We start from the raw sequence: 17475 nt of genomic DNA, 5'->3' as shown, positions 1-17475 counted from the left end.
ACCGGACAATCGTCCTCCCGGTCAGACGTCCCGGCAATCCGCGACGAGCACCGCCGAGGTCACCGGCACCACCGGAGCACCCACCGCGGTGCCGCTGACCTGCACGTAGTAGGCGCCGGGGGCCAATACACCGAATTTCGCGGTCATGGTCTCGGAGATCGCCGGAACGCGTGCTTCGACCTGTTTGCCGTTCTCGTCCAGCAGCGCCACCTTCACCGCCCTGGCCGGCGTGTCGCGCAGCTCGACGGTGACCTCCAGCTCCTCGCCGACCAATGCCAGGTCTGGCACGCTGACCTGCGGTTCGGTGGCGACGACGGTCCTGGGGACGATCGTCTTCGAGGTCAGGAACGACTCCACCATGTCCAGCACGGCCGCGTTGTCCTGCAACGACGTGTGCTGCTCGGTCACCCGGTGCAGCGTGTTCGACGACAACGCCAGCCCCTTGCGCGCGGCCCCGACCATCGGCACGGTCGCGTCGCCGTAGAGCTCCTCGCCCTCATAGGTCCGAAGGCAGGTCACCTTGCCGTCGGCGATCTTCACCGTCGTGGCCGTGGGCTGTTTGCCACCGAGGATCGCGTACGTCTTGTCGGCGAACGAGTCGGTCAACGCGCCGTGGAACGCCATCGCGTCCGCGACCATCTTGGTGTCGACCTCGGGCAACGTGAGTTCGGTGGTCTTGAGCAGGCCGTCCGGCGACTCGATGCACGCGTACTCGGGCAGCAGCTGGTGCAGCGACGGCAACGACCGCGCGAACCCGGTCAGGTCGGCCGCCAGCGGCCCGAGACCCTTGCGCACGCCGTTGACCAGCTGTTCCAGTGCCATCGCCGCGCCGCGGTAGGGCGTGCCGATGGTGATCAGCTTCGCGGTCCGCTCGGCCATGCCGCACTGCTCGACGCACCACCGCGCGACGAGCCCGCCCATCGAGTGGCACACGAAGGTGACCTTCGCGTCCGGTCCGAGCCGGTCCAGCGCCTCGTCCACGCGCCGGGCGAGCAGCGCGCCGTTGTACCGGTTCGACAGCCGCCAGTCGTAGGCGAAGAGCAGCAGGGTGCCCTTCTCGACCGTGTAGCCGAGCGAGCCGAGGCGCCGCGTGAGCCGGTCGTAGCCCTTCAACGGCGTCCAGATGCCGGGGACGACGTGCAGGTCGGCCATCAGCGCGACCGGCTCCACGCCGTCGCCGGGGTGCTCGTCACCGATCCCCTCCGGCAGCGTCAGCCGCCGCAGGCTGCGGCCGAGCGACAGCACGGCGCGCAACGCGGCCCTGCCGGAGACCTCCCAGACCATGCCGTCCTCGTCCCGCAGGGTGCTGCCGAGGATGCCGGGCAGGACGACGACGAGATCGCTCATGATGACTCCTCGGCGAGCTTGCGGATGAGGGTGAGCAGGGCCGGGTCGGCGGGCACCAGGTAGGTCAGCTCGTGGATCCACGCCAGGCGCCGGTCCGGGGACGGCAGCGCGAGCCGGTCGTCACCGGCCCTGGCCCGCGCGACCACCCGGTAGAGCGCGGCCAGCGGGTGCGGCCCCAGCGCGACGACGGCCTGGGTGAGCGCCTGCGGGGACGCACTCGCGGCCAGCCCGCGCAGGACCTCCGCCACCCGCGCCGGGTCCTCCAGCGCGGTCAGCACGGGGTCGAGCACCTCGGTGTCCTCACTCGCCAGCAGCAGCAACGCGTGCGCCGGCCGGTTGTCCCGCACGGTGCGCAGGACCTCCTTGTCGAGCAGTTCGTCGCGCCGGGTCGCGAGCAGCTCGCGGCGGCGGGCAGGGCCGGCGTCGGTGAACTCGTCGGCGAGGCTCGCGAGCAGCCACGGCCGGTACGCCGGTGCCACGCCCTGCGCCTGCGCGGTCCTCCGCCGCGACTGGATGACCTGCGCCTCGATCAGGCTGGTGCCGTACAGCGCCTCGGTGACGGCGACGTCCGCGCCGGGCGACAGCAGCTCGGGGTGCGCCAGCAGGACCGCGCGCTCCTCGGCGTACGACCGCGCGAACACCCACCGGCGGGCGGTCGCGAGCAGCTCGCGGTCCACCGTCAGCCAGTCCGGTGCCGTGTCCCACGGCCACGGCTGCCCGCAGGCGCGGGCGGAGTCGTGGTGGCGGCGGGCGATGTCGTGCACGTCGTGCAGCGCCTGCCGGGACTGGCCGACGTGCGTGAGCGCCTGGCACAGCCACGTCGCCGCAGCCGGGTCGCCCGCCGTGGTGGCTGCCGCGCGCAGCACCAGCAACGTCGCCAGGTGCGGTCCGGTGAACCGCGCCACGACCCGTTCCCAGGCCTCCTCGACGATCTCCGGCCGGCCCAGCCGCGCGCAGACCACGTCGAGCGTGAACAGCGCCGCCGCGAGCGTCGACAGCCGGTGCTCGTGCTCGGGCAGCAGGCACACCTCGACCGTCCGCAGCCCGGTCACCAGCGCCTCGCGCGGCTTCTCGGCGTCGCGCTGGCGGCGCATCAGGTTGTGCAGGGCCTGGCCGTGCACGCGCAGCCCGTCGGCGAGGTCCGCGGCCTTGCGGGCCGAGCTCAGCGCCTCCTCGGTGCGGCCGACCATGCTGTAGGCGACGCTCAACGCGAGCGCGGCGTCGGCGAGCTGCGGTTCGAACGCCGCGTGCCGGCCGAGCGTGCCGTTGATGTCCGCCGCCTGCTGGGTGGTGCGGTCGGCGTCGGACAGCCGGCCCAGCGACAGGTAGTCGCGGCTCAGCTCCACCAGCGCGGTCACCAGGTCCGCCAGGTGCAGCGGGTTCGTCTGCGCCAGCGCGCAGTACAGCTCGACGGCCTGCCGGGAGCGCTGCATCGCCTCGTAGCGCCGCCCGGTGTCGCTGCACCGCGCCGCGAGGCACACCATCGCGCGCGCCAGCGGGGCGTCCGCGTCCACCGCCGCCACGGCGTCGCGCGCGGTCGACAGCGCCTCGTGGCGGCGCCCGAGCATCGCGTAGACCTCGCTCAGGTCGACCAGCGCACCGCTGAGGTGCGCCGCGTACGTCTGGTTCTCGCCGGGATGGGGTGTCGTCTTCGCGATGCGCTGCGCGAGGCGTTTGTGCGTCAGGGTCTCCGCGGTGGTCGGGGTCGCCGCGACCAGCTCCCGGTAGCGCACCACGGCCTCCTCGGCGGGCGCCACGGCCTGTTGCAGCCGGCCGGCCTCGCGGAACCGGGTGCCGAGCCGGTTCAGCACGAACGCCAGGTCCGCCAGGTACATCCGCGCCGCCGGCACGAGCGCGCGGAAGTGCGCCGCGGCCTCCTCCAGCGGTTCGACCGCCTCGTCGCCGCGGCCCCAGTGCGCCAGCTCGTTCGCCGCCGCCGTCACCGCGAGTGCGATGTCCGGCAACAGCATCCGGTTCGCAGTCGCCAGCTCGCGCAGTGCGCTCAACGCCTCGTTGCCGGCGTGCCCGCAGTGCCGCCACGCGTACTTCCACAGGTAGCCGGGCACGTCCGGCGGCACGCCCGCCTCCAGCCGCTGCCGGTACAACCGGATCAGCGCGCACGCCACCTTCTCCGCCCCCGGCGCGAACACCCGGTCGTGGCCGGGGGTGAACTGCGGCCGCAGGTGGTCGGCGAACGTCTGGTGCGTGAGCTTGAAGACGGCCGTGCCCTCCTCGCCGTCCTGCACGATGTGGCGGCCCAGCTCGGTGAGCACCGCGGTGATGTCGTCGCGGCCGAACCGCTCGCCCGACAACGCCTCCGCGACCGCGCGCCACTCCTCCTCGGGGAACCCGGCACCGTAGCTCCACGTCAGCGCCGTCAGCAGCGGCCGTGCGGCGGGGACCTTCGCGAGCTCGCGGTCGAACGCGGCGACCAGCGACAGCCTGAGGTCAGCGCCGCCGTCGGACAGCAGCTGGTCGGTGATCATCCACGCGGTCAGGAACGGGAGCCGCGCCAGCTCGTCCACGGTGGACTGCGGAGCGGTGGGACCGAGCCGGGCCAGCACGTACTCGCGGACGTCCGCGGCGCTGCCGGCGTCGTCGAGGTCCAGCACCTCCACCGGTGACAGCTCGGTCAGCAGCGGCGCGCCGCCCACGACCCGGTGCGCCTGCCGCGTCGACACCACCACGACGGCGTGCTGCGCGAGCTTGGTCAGCAGCGAGGTAGCGATCGAGAACGACTCGCCGCGCGCCTCGTCCAGGCCGTCGACGACGAGCACCGGCGGCTCCGGGAGCGCGCTGACCACGCCCACCAGCTCGGCGGCACCGCGCCGCGGTCCCTCGGGCGCCGGGACCAGGCCCGCGGCGACCAGTTGGCGGCTGAGCAGGTCGGCGACCCGGTCCGCGTCCATCGCGCGGGCGTGCACGGCGGCGTCGATCGAGTCCTGACCGGGGTCGGCGTGCCGGAACGGCGGTCCGCCGGAGAGCAGCAGGTCGCGTTCGGCGGCGTTGGACAGGCTCACGACCCGGCCCACGACCGCCGACTTGCCGCTGCCGGGCGACCCGGTGACCACCCGCAGCCCCGGCACGCCCGACCGGACCCAGCCGACGACCCGGTCGACCTCGGCGGTGCGGCCGGCGAACCACGACCGGTGGTCGGCCGAGTCACCGCCGCGCGCGGCCAGCAGCAGGTGCTTGACCACGGTGTTCGGCGCGTAGAGGGGGTTGGGCAGCATCGGCTGCGCCGAGCCGTACTGCACGAACCGCGGCCGTTGCACGTCGCTGTCCCACGCGTTCAGCAGCGCCGTGCCCACCGTGCCACCGTCCACGAGCGACGTGCGGTCGCTCCACCGCCACACGTCGGAGTCCGCGCTCGGGCCCCCGCGCAGCAGCCTGCGCAGCCGGCCGCCGAACAGCCCGTCGCGGGCCGTCTCCACGCCGGAGCACGACACCAGCACGCCCGCCCAGTGCATCTGCCCGGTGAGCAGCTGCTCCTGCATGTCCGCGATCGTGCCGAGCGCCTCGTCCAGCTGGGTGCCCGAGTAGCAGGCGTCGACGACCACCAGCACCTGGTGCGCGCCCGACGCCGCACACCACAGCACGAAGTCCTCGACCGCGATGCCGTCGGCGCCGCCGTCGTTGTCGCGGGCCAGCAGCCTGAGCTTGCCCGCGACCGGCACCGCGTGGCCGCTGAACAACGCCACCAGGGCGCCACCGTCCTGCGGGGTGCGCCGCACCGCCTGCATGTGCGCGCGGACCTCGGCCTCGGTCGGGTCCGCCAGCGGCTCGCCCTCGTAGCCCTTCAGGAGCGCGCGCAGCTCCAGCACGTCGCTCACGGCGTGCTGCAACGGCTGCAACAGCTCGTAGGAGCTGACACCGATGCCGACGAACCTGCCCCTGGCCTTCTCCCGCATGTCGGTCGTACCCCCTGCCCGGACGTCGTTCGCGGGACAGCGGCGTTACGCCGTTAACTCACTCGGGCGAACGGCGGGGGAGCGGTTCGCCGGTGTTCTTCTCCAGGAACCGCAGCAGCTCCACGGGGAACGGCAGCACGAGCGTGGAGTTCTTCTCCGCGGCCACCTCGACGATGGTCTGCAGCAGGCGCAGCTGGAGCGCCGCCGGTGTCTCCTGCATGCGGCCGGCGGCCTCGGACAGCTTCTTCGACGCCTGCAGCTCGCCGTCCGCGGTGATGACGCGGGCCCGCCGCTCGCGTTCGGCCTCCGCCTGCCGCGACATCGAGCGCTTCATGCTCTCCGGCAGCGCCACGTCCTTGATCTCGACCCGGTCGATGTCGATGCCCCACGACAGCGCGGGCGTGTCGATCATCAGCTCCAGGCCCTGGTTGAGGTTCTCCCGGTTGGACAGCAGGTCGTCGAGCTCGCTCTTGCCGATGATCGACCGCAGCGACGTCTGCGCGACCTGCAGCATCGCGAACCGGTAGTCCTCGACGTTGATGACGGCCTTGGCCGGGTCCTGCACCTTGAAGTAGACGACGGCGTCCACGCGCACGGTCACGTTGTCGCGGGTGATGCCGTCCTGAGCGGGCACGGGCAGCGTGACGATCTGCATGTTGACCTTGCGCAGCTGGTCCACGCCCGGCACCAGCATCGTCAGCCCCGGCCCGCGCACGCCCTCCCGGAGCCGGCCGAACCGGAACACGAGCCCCTGCTCGAACTGCTTGATCACGCGCGCGCTCATGGCGAGGCCGATGGCGCCGAGCGTGACGAGTCCGCCGAGGACTTCGAAGATGACCATGAGACCCCGCCTCCACTCATCGGCGAATTCCCCGATCTCCCACGGTACGCCCCTAGGCGCAGGTCACGGTCGCGGCGGACCGGCCGTGCTGGTCCGTTCGGGGTGCTCGTCCCAACACCCGGAAAGTGCACTCCACCCGTCGGCACGCGTTAGTGTCGGAAGCATGCAAACCTGGTCATCCATTCCTGTGCCGCGGGTTCCGGGGGACCCCCGCCCGCTGCGGCTGTACGACACGGCTACGGGCGAAGTGCGCCCGACGGCGCCAGGAGACACCGCCAGGTTGTACGTCTGCGGCATCACGCCGTACGACGCGACGCACCTCGGCCACGCCGCCACCTACCTGGCGTTCGACCTCGTGCACCGGATCTGGCTCGACAACGGCCACAACGTGCACTACGTCCAGAACGTCACCGACGTCGACGACCCGTTGCTGGAGCGCGCGCTGCGCGACAAGGACGACTGGGTCGTCCTTGCCATGCGCGAGACGGCCCTGTTCCGCGAGGACATGGAGGCCCTGCGCGTCCTGCCGCCGCAGGACTACGTCGGCATCGTCGAAGCCATCCCGGAGATCGTCGAGGTCGTCGCGAAGCTGGTGGCCGACGGCCACGCCTACCGCGTGGACGACGACGAGTACCCGGACATCTACTTCGAGCACAACGCCACCGGCCGGTTCGGCTACGAGTCGAACTACTCCGAGGACACGATGCGGGCGCTGTTCGCCGAACGCGGCGGCGACCCGGACCGCCCCGGCAAGAAGCACCCCCTCGACGCCCTGCTGTGGCGGATGAAGCGCGAGGGCGAGCCCTCTTGGCCGTCCGAGCTGGGCGAGGGCCGCCCCGGCTGGCACATCGAGTGCAGCGCCATCGCCCACAACCGCCTCGGCATGGGCATCGACGTGCAGGGCGGCGGTTCCGACCTGATCTACCCGCACCACGAGTACTCGGCCGCGCACGCGGAGGCCCAGACCGGCGAGCACCCGTTCGCCCGCCACTACGTGCACGCGGGCATGATCGGCCTCGACGGCGAGAAGATGTCGAAGTCCCGCGGCAACCTGGTCTTCGTCTCCAAGCTGCGCGCGGAGAAGGTCGACCCGAACGCGATCCGGCTGGCCCTGCTCGCCGGCCACTACCGCGCCGACCGCCCGTGGACCTCCGCACTGCTCGACGAGGCCCTGGCCCGTGTCGACAAGTGGCGCAGCGCGGTGTCGCTGTCCTCCGGTCCGTCCGCTGTGGACACCGTGACCCGGTTGCGCGACCACCTGGGCAACGACCTCGACACCCCGCGCGCGTTGGCCGCCATCGACGCGTGGGCCGACGAGACGCTGTCCGTTGGCGGGTCGGACTCACACGGACCGTCGCAGATCCGCACCGCCGTGGATGCGTTGCTGGGCGTGGAGCTCTAGCCGGACGAGCCGGTCATCGGCCCTGGGCTCCAGGGTCGATGACCGGCTCGTTCCGCACGGCCGTGGTCCGGTGCGGTCTTCCCTCACCTCACCAGGCCCACCTGATGCCGTAACCGTGGCCCGCCTGCAGCTCGGCGAAAGCGGCCCGCACCTCGCCGCCGTCGTCCACGGAGACGTAGTCCCGCCCGGTCTCGATCTCGTCGGCGTCCCGGTGGAACACGTGGTCGACCCGCCACACGGCCGCGGGCTTCCGGCTGCCGAACCGCGATACGAGCCGGAAGCGCTCGCACCTCCGCTCCGGCCAGAACACGTACCTGGGGCTCAGCCGGCCGTTCGGCACGCTGACCTGCAACACGAAGTCGTGCACCTCGCCGGACCGCAGCCGGCGGGGCAGACCGAGCCCCAGCACGAACCGCCGCGGCGACGGCCGCTCCTTCGACAACAGCTGTGCCCCGTGCAGCACCGTCACGTCCAGCTCCCCGGGGCTGTCGTCACCGTTGCGCGGCAGCGTGAGCGACCAGGTGATCCGGTCCAGCCCGTCGCGGTCGGCCACGATCGTCCTGCTCTCGGTGCAGCGCGGAGTGGTGCCGTCCAGGCTGAGCACGGCCTCGAACGCGCGCACGTGCCAGGCGTGCTCGCGGGAGGTCATCAGCGCCGGCCGGGGCGCCGCGACCGCGGCCTCGGCCATCCGGGTCAGCGCCTCGTCGATCCTGCGCCGGGACGTCCCGGGGCTGCGGTCCTGCTGCGCCGCGAGCCACTCGACCCGTTCCCGGAACACCCGGTGCGGGGCGTCCGGGTTGAGACCGAGGGCGGTGAGGACGGTGACGCGGACGTCGGCCGGTAGCCCACCCGCCACTGAGTGGACCCACTCGCCGACCTTGCGGCGCACCACTTCCGCACCGTCGAAGTCGGTGAGGTCGCAGAGCTCGCGCAGCACCGGGCCGACCGCGTCCTTCAAGTCGGGTGCGTGCACACCGGCCCCGCGCCGCATCCTCCGCAACTCCTCGGCCAGCGCCTCGTGGCTGAGCGAGCCGGCCGGAAGACAGGCCGTCCCCTGGAAGGACGCCCGGACCGCACCCGCGTTGTCCGCGGCACGGTCGTGCGCACGCACCCACGGTTCCCGCTGCCGCATCGGCACCTTGCAGGCGTTGAGGATCGTGTCCAGGCTGTCCAGCCTGAGTGGACGTGCCGTCGTCAGCCAGCGATGAGCGGACGTGTGCGTCATCGGGTGCCCGGCCGCCGCTGCCGCGTCGCACAGCGCCTTGGCCCTGAACACGCCGGACTCGTGCGCCAGCAGCACCACCTCGTCGTGCAGGCTCTCCCACGAGTCGGCGCGTTCCGGGCGCGGCGGCCGGGTCGATCCCTGGCTGCGCGCCTTCTCCCGGCGCCACACGTGCCCCGCCTCGACCACGGCGTCGTCCCGCCCGCACCCCTCGACGAAGGCGATGACCAGATCGAGCGAGGGCATGACCTTCCCGCTGAGGGCTTCGGACAACGACGCCTGCGAGTAGCCGGTGTCCGCCGCGAGCCGGGTCAGCGTCAGGTCGGCGTTGCCGGTGTAGAGGCCGCGCAGGAACCCGGCCACCACGCCGGCCGGGCTGTGCTCGTCGCGGATCGGCTTCAGCCGCTTCTGGCCCACTCACCTCACCCGGCCCTTCGACGACCTCTCGATGAAGATCGCGGTCGTGGCCGTGATGGCGACGAGGAGGGCCAGGGAGAGCACGAGGCGCGTTTCCGCCTCGGCGTCCCGCACCTCCGGGGGACGGACGCGGAGCAGCACTGACTGCAATGGCGGGGGTACCGCGCAGATGATGGGAATCACCGAATCAACTCTCTCGGGTTGCGGTCCGGACGAATCGGCGTAACTGGCGTCCGGGAGCTGCCGTCTCCCGGATGCCGCTCGATTGGTACCGCTGGCCCGAAGCGCGCGGCAAGGCATTCGGGCTGTTCACCGAAGATGCGCGGCGATGTTCGGTGCGGAGCCCACGGGGACCCGGTGTTCTTCGGCTCTGGACCCACCGGCCGGGCCCACCGCTCAGATCGTCGCCATGTGCACTGATCAGCCCGCTGGTCGAGCTGTGGGCGGACTGACCAGGATTTGACGCGGATTTGGCCACGATCTCGACTGCGCTTCGCGCGTCGCGCGGTGTCAAGATGGGGTCACCTTCGCGGGCGAAGGCACCGAGTCTCGCTGCGGTCCAGACGAGTTCGGTCGACAGCCCCCTTGCTGCCGCTTGTGGGAGCCGTCAACGCGATGTGGGGTGCCCGGAGAACGGGCACCCCACATCTTTCACGGAAGTGTCCGACTTCGCGCAAGGCACAGCAACGAGGAACCGCCCCCGGCACGGATGCCGGAGGCGGTCCTCAACGCACAGCCGAGGCTCAGACGTCGAGCGTCCAGCTGGTCAACGTGCCCGTGTCCAGGAACGCCGCGTCACGCACGCGCAGCGTCCAGGTGCCGTTGGCGGCCTCACCGGACAGGTCCTTGGTGTAGGTCTCGTTGATGTTGTCGGCCGAGCCGCCGCTGCGGTTGTGCAGGTTCACGACGGTGCCGTCCGGCGCCACCAGGTCGACGACCAGGTCGCCCTTGTAGGTGTGGGTGATGGCGACCTTGACGGTCGAGCCGGCCGAGGCGTTGCCCGCGCAGCCGGAGACCACGATGGTGCTGGTCACCGTGCCGAGGTCCGGGATCGCGGCCGGGGTGGAGTTGGTGCGGGCGTCACAGCTGCCGCCCACGGCGTTGACGGTCCAGGAGAAGGTGGCCGAGCCGGTCTTGCCGGTCGAGTCGGTCACGGTCGCGGTGACCGAGGAGGTGCCCGCGGTGGTCGGCGTGCCGGAGATGGCGCCGGAGGAGGACGCCGACAGGCCGGCCGGGAGACCGGTCACGGACCAGGTGTACGGCGGGGTGCCGCCGGAGGCCGAGAGCTGCAGCGACACCGGGGTGCCGACCGTGGAGGTCTGCGCACCGGGGTTGGTCACCGCCGGGTTGCCGGGCTGGCCGCCGCCCCACAGCGTGTACAGCAGCTTGTTCGGGGTGTTGGCGCCGACGTTGGTGATCTTGTTGGGGGTCGAGGTCGCGTCCAGGCCCGCCCAGACGGCGGCGGGGGAGTCGGTCGGGTGCGTGGCGAGCCACAGGGCCGCCGCGCCCGCGACGTGCGGGGTGGCCATCGAGGTGCCGGAGATGTTGTTCGTGGCGGTGTCGTTGGTGTTCCACGACGACACGATGTTCTGGCCCGGCGCGTAGATGTCCGTGCAGGAGCCGTAGTTCGAGAACGAGGCGCGCGCGTCGGTGTTGGTCGACGCGTTGACCGTGATCGCCTCGGTGACGCGGGCGGGCGAGGTGCTGCAGGCGTCGGTGTTCGAGTTGCCGGACGCGATCGCGTAGGTCACGCCGGAAGCGATGGAACGGCGCACGGCCGCGTCCAGGGTGGAGTCGGCGCCGCCGCCGAGCGACATGTTCGCGACCGCGGGCTTCACCGCGTTCGCCGTCACCCAGTCGATGCCGCTGACGACACCGGCGGTGGTGCCGGAGCCCTGGCAGTTGAGCACCTTCACGGCGACGACCTTGGCGGCCTTCGCGAGGCCGTACTGCGAGCCCGCGATGGTGCCGGCGACGTGCGTGCCGTGGCCGTTGCAGTCGCTGTTGTTGCCGTCACCGGAGGTGTTGGTGCCCCAGGTGGCACGGCCGCCGAACGTGGCGTGGGTGGTGCGGACACCGGTGTCGATGACGTACGCCGTCACGTTCGACGCGGTGGTGTCGTACTGGTAGCTGTTGCTCAGCGGCAGGTCGCGCTGGTCGACGCGGTCCAGACCCCATGACGGCGGGTTCTGCTGGACGTCGAGCATGTGCACCTGGGCGTCCTGCTGGACGTAGGCGACGCGCGGGTCGGCTGCCAGGCGTGCCGCCTGCTTCGCGGTCATGTTCACCGAGAAGCCGTTGAGCGCGTGCTGCCAGACGTCGCGCACCTTGCCGCCGTAGCGACCGGCCAGGTCCGGAGCGGCGGCCCTCGACGCCGTGCCGGCCTTCAGCGAGACGATGTAGCTGTCCTGGACGACGTCGGCGCGGTCGGCGCCGAGAATCGTGCCGGTGATTTCCTGAGCTGAAGCGGTGGGAACCACGGCGGCGGCCAGACATGCGGCAGCGGCGGCGGCGAGTCCCGCACCCAAGACTCTTCGCATTGCAGGGTTCTCCCTCGTGCAGGGAACAGGGTGTCCTGCACGCTAGACCAAACCCGCAGGTCAGAGGGATAGACCGGTACGACGCAACTGTTGACGTTTTTGCGTGTGCATGTCAACGGACGAATCGCTCACCCGCAGTCACGGAAATAGACCGAGAGAGCGCATTTGAATTCCCTATACCAACTCGACCGCCGAAGTCCAACCCGTCGATCGGCCCTACCGACCGGTAGGCAGCACGACATAGCGTCACCCGGACGGAGGAACGAACTGATCGGGCAGTTCGCCGCCTGGGGACGCCATGCATCCGGTGTCGTGCGAGCTGTGTTGCAGCACAGCCATCCCCCTCATCGCCGCTGCCCGGTCCGGTGTTACTCCCGGCCCTGCACGAGATCGAAAGATGAGGAGAAGTGCCTATGAAGCGCATTGCCTTCGCGGCGGTCGCCGTCCTGGCGGGTGCCTTCGCGGCGACGGCATCCCCTGCCGCTGTCGCCGCGCCGGAACCGTCGGCGGACCTCTTGGCCGCGATGCAGCGCGACCTCGGCCTCACCGCTGGGCAGGCGGCGGATCGGCTGCGCCAGGAGAGCGCGGCCGCGGTCCTGCAGCACGTCGCACGGGGTCTCGCCGGTGACGACTTCGGTGGCGCGTGGTTCGACGCGGCCACCGGCAAGCTCGTCGTGGGCGTGACCGACGAGGCCAAGTCGCAGCGGCTGCGCCAGCTCGGTGCCGAACCGAGGACGGTGGCCAACTCGGCCGGCGACCTCGACTCGGCCAAGGCGAAGCTGGACGCGGAGAAGGCCCCGGCCGAGGTCACCGGCTGGTTCGTCGACACGAGGGCCAACGTCGTCACGGTCACCGCGAAGCGCGGCCAGGCGCAGGCCGCACAGGCGTTCGCGGCCAAGGCGGGCGCGCTCGCGAAGGTCGTCGAGACCGACGAGGCACCGCGGTTGCTCAAGGACATCCGCGGCGGTGACGCGTACTACATCAACAACGCCGGTCGCTGCTCGGTGGGCTTCGCGGTGCAGGGCGGGTTCGTCACCGCCGGTCACTGCGGCTCGTCCGGTGACTCCGTGGCCGGTGCCGACCGCACCGCGCTCGGCGCGTTCGAAGGCTCGTCCTTCCCGGGCAACGACTACGGGTGGGTCAAGGCCAACTCGTCCTGGACGCCCACGGCCAAGGTGAACCACTACGGCGGCGCCGACGTCGTCGTCTCCGGCAGCACCGAGGCCGCGGTCGGCGCGTCGATCTGCCGTTCCGGCTCCACCACGGGCTGGCACTGCGGCACGGTCTCGGCCAAGAACCAGACGGTGAACTACCAGGAGGGCTCGGTCAGCGGCCTCACGCGCACCGACGTGTGCGCGGAGCCCGGTGACTCGGGTGGCTCGTGGGTCAGCGGCACGCAGGCGCAGGGCGTCACCTCGGGTGGCTCCGGCAACTGCACCAGTGGCGGCACGACCTACTTCCAGCCGGTCAACGAGATCCTCTCGGCGTACAACCTGACGCTGGTCACGGGCTGACGTCCGGCGCATGGCTGAGAACGCCCGCGGGTCCCTGTCCCCGCGGGCGTTCCGCGTTCACGACTCGCGGTCGGCGATCCACTTCTCGCGGTGCGCCTTCCAGCGCTCGATCATCGACCCGAGCTCGCCGTGGCAGAACCGGAAGAACTCGCGCGTCTCGTCCAGCCGCGCCCCGGCGTCGGTGTGCGTGCCCAGCGCCGTGACGCCCTCCGACAGCACCTCGTCGATCATCCCGAGCATCTGGTCCTTGCGGAACGTCGCCTCGTACCAGACGTCGTCGCGCATCCGGTACACGTCCCGGCGCGAGCCGGGCTCCCGTTCGCGGCTCACGATCCGGACCTGGGTCAGGTAGCGCACCGCGCCCGACACCGCCGCCGGGCTGATCTGCAGCAGGTCGGCGATCTCGGCCGAGGTGAGCTTGCCGGAGTCGGTCGTGAGCAACGCCGCGAGTATCCGTGCGGGCATGCGGGCCATGCCCGTGTCCGACAGGATCGCGCCGAACCGTTCGACGAACTGGCTCACCGCCTGCTGGTCACGCTGGGTCACCCTGGTCACCGCGGCATCATCCCCTTCCGTCAGCCGATCGGGCAAAATTTACGGACTTCACGAAGTTGTGAAACAAGCGTAGCTTACCGGCCATGACATCTGCGATATCCGTGTCGGGCCTGGTGAAGACCTTCGGCCCGACGCGTGCACTGGACGATCTGAACCTGGACGTCCGGACCGGTGAGGTGCACGGCTTCCTGGGACCCAACGGTTCCGGCAAGTCGACGACGATCCGGATCCTCCTCGGCCTGCTGCGGGCCGACTCCGGCACCGCGCGGCTGCTCGGCGGCGACCCGTGGAAGGACACCGCGTCCCTGCACCGCCGCCTCGCCTACGTCCCCGGCGACGTGAACCTCTGGCCCAACCTGACCGGCGGCGAGGTCATCGACCTGCTCGGACGCCTGCGCGGCGGGCTGAACCCCGCCCGCCGCGCCGAGCTGCTGGAGCGCTTCGAGCTGGACCCGCGCAAGAAGGGCCGCACCTATTCCAAGGGCAACCGGCAGAAGGTCGCGCTGGTCGCCGCGCTGTCGAGCGACGTGGAGCTGCTGATCCTGGACGAGCCGACCTCGGGCCTCGACCCGCTGATGGAGGCCGTCTTCCAGGACTGCATCAACGACGAACGCGCGCGCGGCCGCACCATGCTGCTGTCGAGCCACATCCTCGCCGAGGTCGAGGCGCTGTGCGACCGGGTGAGCATCATCCGCAACGGGCACGTCGTCGAGACCGGCACGCTCGCCGACCTGCGGCACCTGACCCGCACCTCGATCTCCGCGGAGCTCGCCGGCCCGCCCGACGGCCTGGCGCACCTCGACGGCGTGCACGACCTGGTCGCCGAGGGCAACCGGGTGAGGTTCGAGGTCGACTCGGACAAGCTCGACCTCGCCCTCAAGCAGCTGGTGTCCACCGGCGTGCGCACCCTGACCTCGCAGCCGCCCACGCTGGAGGAGCTGTTCCTGCGCCACTACGAGGACGCCAAATGATCGGCACCTGGCAGCTCGTGCGGCTGGCGTTGCGCCGCGACCGGGTGCTGCTGCCGGTCTGGGTGCTGTTCCTGGTCGGCGTCACCTACTCGACGACCACCGCGCTGGAGGAGCTGTACTCCTCGCAGGAGTCGCGGGCGCTGCTCGGCGCCACCGCGAACGCCAACTCCGCGTTCCTCGCGATGCTCGGCCCGTTGCACGACTGGTCGTCGCTGGGCGGCCTGGTGGTGTGGCGCTGGGGCGTGTTCTCCGGCCTGTTCGTCGCGATCATGGCCATGCTGGTCGTCACCCGCCACACGCGCGCAGAAGAAGAGGCAGGCCGCACGGAGCTCATCGCCGCCACGGTCGTCGGCCGGCACGCGCCCCTGGCCGCCGCGGTGGTCGCCGCGGGCGGCACGAGCCTGCTGATCGGGCTCCTGCAAGCGCTCGCGCTGATCGGCAAGGACCTCGACGCGGCCGGCTCGTTCGCGTTCGGCCTGTCGACGGCTTCGGTGGGCCTCGTGTTCACCGGCGTCAGCGCCCTGACCGCCCAGCTGTCGGAGAACTCGCGCGTGTCGAACGCGGTCGCGGGCGGCTTCCTCGGCGTCACCTACCTGTTCCGCGCGGCCGGCGACGCCGCGGGGGAGTCGGGCCCGCAGTGGCTGACCTGGCTCTCGCCGATCGGCTGGACCGAGCACGTGCGGTCGTTCGGCGACGACCGGTTCTGGGTGCTGCTGCTCCCGCTGGCGGCGTTCGTCCTGCTCGTGGGCCTGTCGAGCTACGTCGTGACCCGCCGCGACGTCGGGCTCGGCCTGCTGGCCGCGCGGCCCGGCCCGGCGCACGGCACGATCGGCAGCCCGTTCGGCCTGGCCTGGCGGCTGCAGAGGGGCTCGCTGATCGGCTGGTCGATCGCGTTGTCCGGCGTGGGCGTGATCTACGGCAGCGTCGCGCAGGCGGTCGGGCAGATGGTGCAGGACAACCCCGCGCTCGGGCAGGTCGTGCAGCAGATCGGCGGTGCCGACGCGATGGTGGACGCGTTCTTCGCGACCGTCACGCAGCTGCTGGGCCTGATCACGTCGATCTACCTGGTCCAGGCGGTGCTGCGGCTGCGGTCGGAGGAGACCTCGCTCCGGGCGGAGCCACTGCTCGCCACCCCGGTGTCGCGCTCGGGCTGGGTCGCCTCGCACGCGGTGTTCGCCCTGGTGGGCGGCGCGGTCGTGCTGGTGGCGGCGGGCCTGGGGCTTGGCCTGGTCTACGGAGTGCAGACCGACGACCTGGGCGGTGTGCTGCCGCGCATGGTCGGCACCGCGCTGGTCCAGCTCCCCGGCGGCCTGGGTGGTCGCGGGCGTGGCGCTGGCGCTGTTCGGGGTGTTCCCGCAGCTCACCGGCGTGAGCTGGGCGGTGGTGTCGGTGTCGCTGGTGCTCACGCTGCTCGGCCCGGCCCTGCGGCTCGACCAGTGGGTGATCGACCTCGCGCCGTTCACCCACGTCCCGAAGTACCCGGACATCACCTTCGAGCCGCTCGGGTGGCTCACCGCGGTCGCGGTGGTGCTCCTGGCCGCGGGCTTCGCCGGCTTCCGGCGCCGCGACCTGACCACGTGACGACCGCGGGCACGACGACCAGCAGCGCGGCGGGCACGAGGAAGCCCGCGAGCGGGTGGGCCTGGTAGAGCGGGACGAACGCCAGCGGGGCCGCGGCGGCACCCATGAAGCGCAGCGACTGCACGACGCTGACGCTGCCGCCCCTGTTGGCGTTGTCGCTCTGCAGCACCAGCGCGTTGATGCTGACCAGCACGCCCTGCGCCGCCGCACCGGTCAGCGCCCACGCGACCACCACGAGCGCCGCCAGCGGGGCCGTGCCGACCGCGGCGACGAGACCACCGCCGAGCGTCGCGCCGACGACGACGGTGGTGGTCGCGCCGAACCGGTCGATCGCCCTGCCGATGTGCCGGGCGGTCAGGAACCCGACGACGCCGAACCCGGTGAGCAACAACCCGCGTTCACCGGCGCCGAGCCCGAACACGTCGTCCAGCCGGAACGCCACGAGGAACGACAACCCGCCCAGACAGCCCCAGCCGATGAACGCGATCAGCGCCGGCCGCAGCGTGCTCGGCACGAACGCGCTGCGCAGGCTCGCGTCCCGCTCCGGTTCGGCGTCGGTCTGCGGCACTCCCAGCACCGCGAGCCCGGCCGCCACGACCGCGATCACCACGAACGCCAGCCGCCAGTCGACCTCCGCGCTGAGCCCGCCCACCAGCGGCGCCGACGTCTGCCCGGCCGCCTGCATCGACCCGAACAGCCCCAGTGCGCGCCCGAGCTTCTCCTTGGGGGTCGAGGCGGCGATCACGGCCAGCAGCACCGGCGTGGTGAACGAGTTCGCCGCACCCTGCAACGCCCGCGAGGCCAGCAGCACCTCGAACGTCCACGCGCTCGCGGCCAGCAGGGACGTGACGGCGTAGGCGACGTACGCGATCCGGACCGTGCGCTGCGGTCCCCAGCGCTGCGCGAGCGTGCCGGACACCAGCATCAGCACCGCGAACGGCACGAGGTAGTAGGTGAGCGTCGAGGCCGCCGCACCCGGCGAGCGGCCGAAGCTGCCGCCGATCTCGGGCAGGACCGACGTGGTGACGGCGCCGCCGAACGGCCCGATCAGTGCGCCCGCGTACAACCCGGCGCGTGCCAACCGTCCCACGGACACCTCCGCCGTTCACCCTAATCGGGCCGGCGGCACAGATGCTTGCCGGGTGCTAACTTTCCCCGCCGTCCCGGCTGAGGG

General features: G+C 71.7%; 11 protein-coding genes. 3 read left to right on the top strand and 8 right to left on the bottom strand.

Annotated features, from left to right (window positions below):
* Positions 1–21: 21 nt before the first annotated feature.
* From ACZ7CD_RS15945 to ACZ7CD_RS15935, 3 genes are read right to left on the bottom strand one after another with little or no spacing between them, the layout of a single operon-like run.
* Positions 22–1347: an esterase/lipase family protein gene (locus tag ACZ7CD_RS15945; RefSeq protein ID WP_470379143.1), complete on the bottom strand. Its 1326-nt coding sequence runs from the start codon at positions 1345–1347 to the stop codon at positions 22–24.
* Positions 1344–5258, bottom strand: a complete 3915-nt coding sequence (locus ACZ7CD_RS15940) for an AAA family ATPase (RefSeq protein ID WP_470379142.1) — start codon at positions 5256–5258, stop codon at positions 1344–1346. Before ACZ7CD_RS15940 ends, ACZ7CD_RS15945 begins: the two co-directional genes overlap by 4 nt.
* 58 nt (positions 5259–5316) lie before the next feature.
* Positions 5317–6099: a slipin family protein gene (locus tag ACZ7CD_RS15935; protein ID WP_360387239.1), complete on the bottom strand. Its 783-nt coding sequence runs from the start codon at positions 6097–6099 to the stop codon at positions 5317–5319.
* Between the two features lie 163 nt (positions 6100–6262).
* Between ACZ7CD_RS15935 and mshC the strand changes: the two genes are divergently transcribed.
* The gene (gene mshC / locus ACZ7CD_RS15930) at positions 6263–7501 is read left to right on the top strand and encodes a cysteine--1-D-myo-inosityl 2-amino-2-deoxy-alpha-D-glucopyranoside ligase (protein ID WP_470379141.1); all 1239 of its coding nucleotides are present in this window, start codon (positions 6263–6265) and stop codon (positions 7499–7501) included.
* Between the two features lie 88 nt (positions 7502–7589).
* Here mshC and ACZ7CD_RS15925 read toward each other — a convergent pair whose 3' ends face one another.
* From ACZ7CD_RS15925 to ACZ7CD_RS15915, 3 genes are all read right to left on the bottom strand, one after another.
* Complete coding sequence (locus ACZ7CD_RS15925; RefSeq protein ID WP_470368572.1) at positions 7590–9140, bottom strand: helix-turn-helix domain-containing protein; 1551 nt, start codon at positions 9138–9140, stop codon at positions 7590–7592.
* A complete protein-coding gene (locus tag ACZ7CD_RS15920) occupies positions 9141–9281 on the bottom strand; it encodes a hypothetical protein (RefSeq protein ID WP_360387246.1) in 141 nt (46 codons plus the stop codon).
* Between the two features lie 602 nt (positions 9282–9883).
* Positions 9884–11680, bottom strand: a complete 1797-nt coding sequence (locus ACZ7CD_RS15915) for a S8 family peptidase (protein WP_470379140.1) — start codon at positions 11678–11680, stop codon at positions 9884–9886.
* A gap of 413 nt (positions 11681–12093) precedes the next feature.
* Between ACZ7CD_RS15915 and ACZ7CD_RS15910 the strand changes: the two genes are divergently transcribed.
* The gene (locus ACZ7CD_RS15910; RefSeq protein ID WP_470379139.1) at positions 12094–13194 is read left to right on the top strand and encodes a S1 family peptidase; all 1101 of its coding nucleotides are present in this window, start codon (positions 12094–12096) and stop codon (positions 13192–13194) included.
* 57 nt (positions 13195–13251) lie between these two features.
* Here the strand turns inward: ACZ7CD_RS15910 and ACZ7CD_RS15905 are convergent, their stop codons facing one another.
* Positions 13252–13740 (bottom strand): GbsR/MarR family transcriptional regulator, encoded by a 489-nt coding sequence (locus tag ACZ7CD_RS15905; protein WP_360387255.1) that lies wholly within the window; start codon positions 13738–13740, stop codon positions 13252–13254.
* A 92-nt stretch (positions 13741–13832) separates the two neighbouring features.
* Here ACZ7CD_RS15905 and ACZ7CD_RS15900 point away from each other — a divergent pair, with 92 nt between their 5' ends.
* The gene (locus ACZ7CD_RS15900; RefSeq protein ID WP_470379138.1) at positions 13833–14720 is read left to right on the top strand and encodes an ABC transporter ATP-binding protein; all 888 of its coding nucleotides are present in this window, start codon (positions 13833–13835) and stop codon (positions 14718–14720) included.
* 1510 nt (positions 14721–16230) lie between these two features.
* Here ACZ7CD_RS15900 and ACZ7CD_RS15895 read toward each other — a convergent pair.
* On the bottom strand, positions 16231–17391 hold the full coding sequence (locus ACZ7CD_RS15895) for an MFS transporter (RefSeq protein WP_458433303.1): 1161 nt from the start codon (positions 17389–17391) through the stop codon (positions 16231–16233).
* Between the last annotated feature and the right edge of the window lie 84 nt (positions 17392–17475).

Source organism: Lentzea sp. NPDC036949 (assembly GCF_055608075.1).
This window is presented reverse-complemented; position numbering and strand designations above follow the sequence as displayed.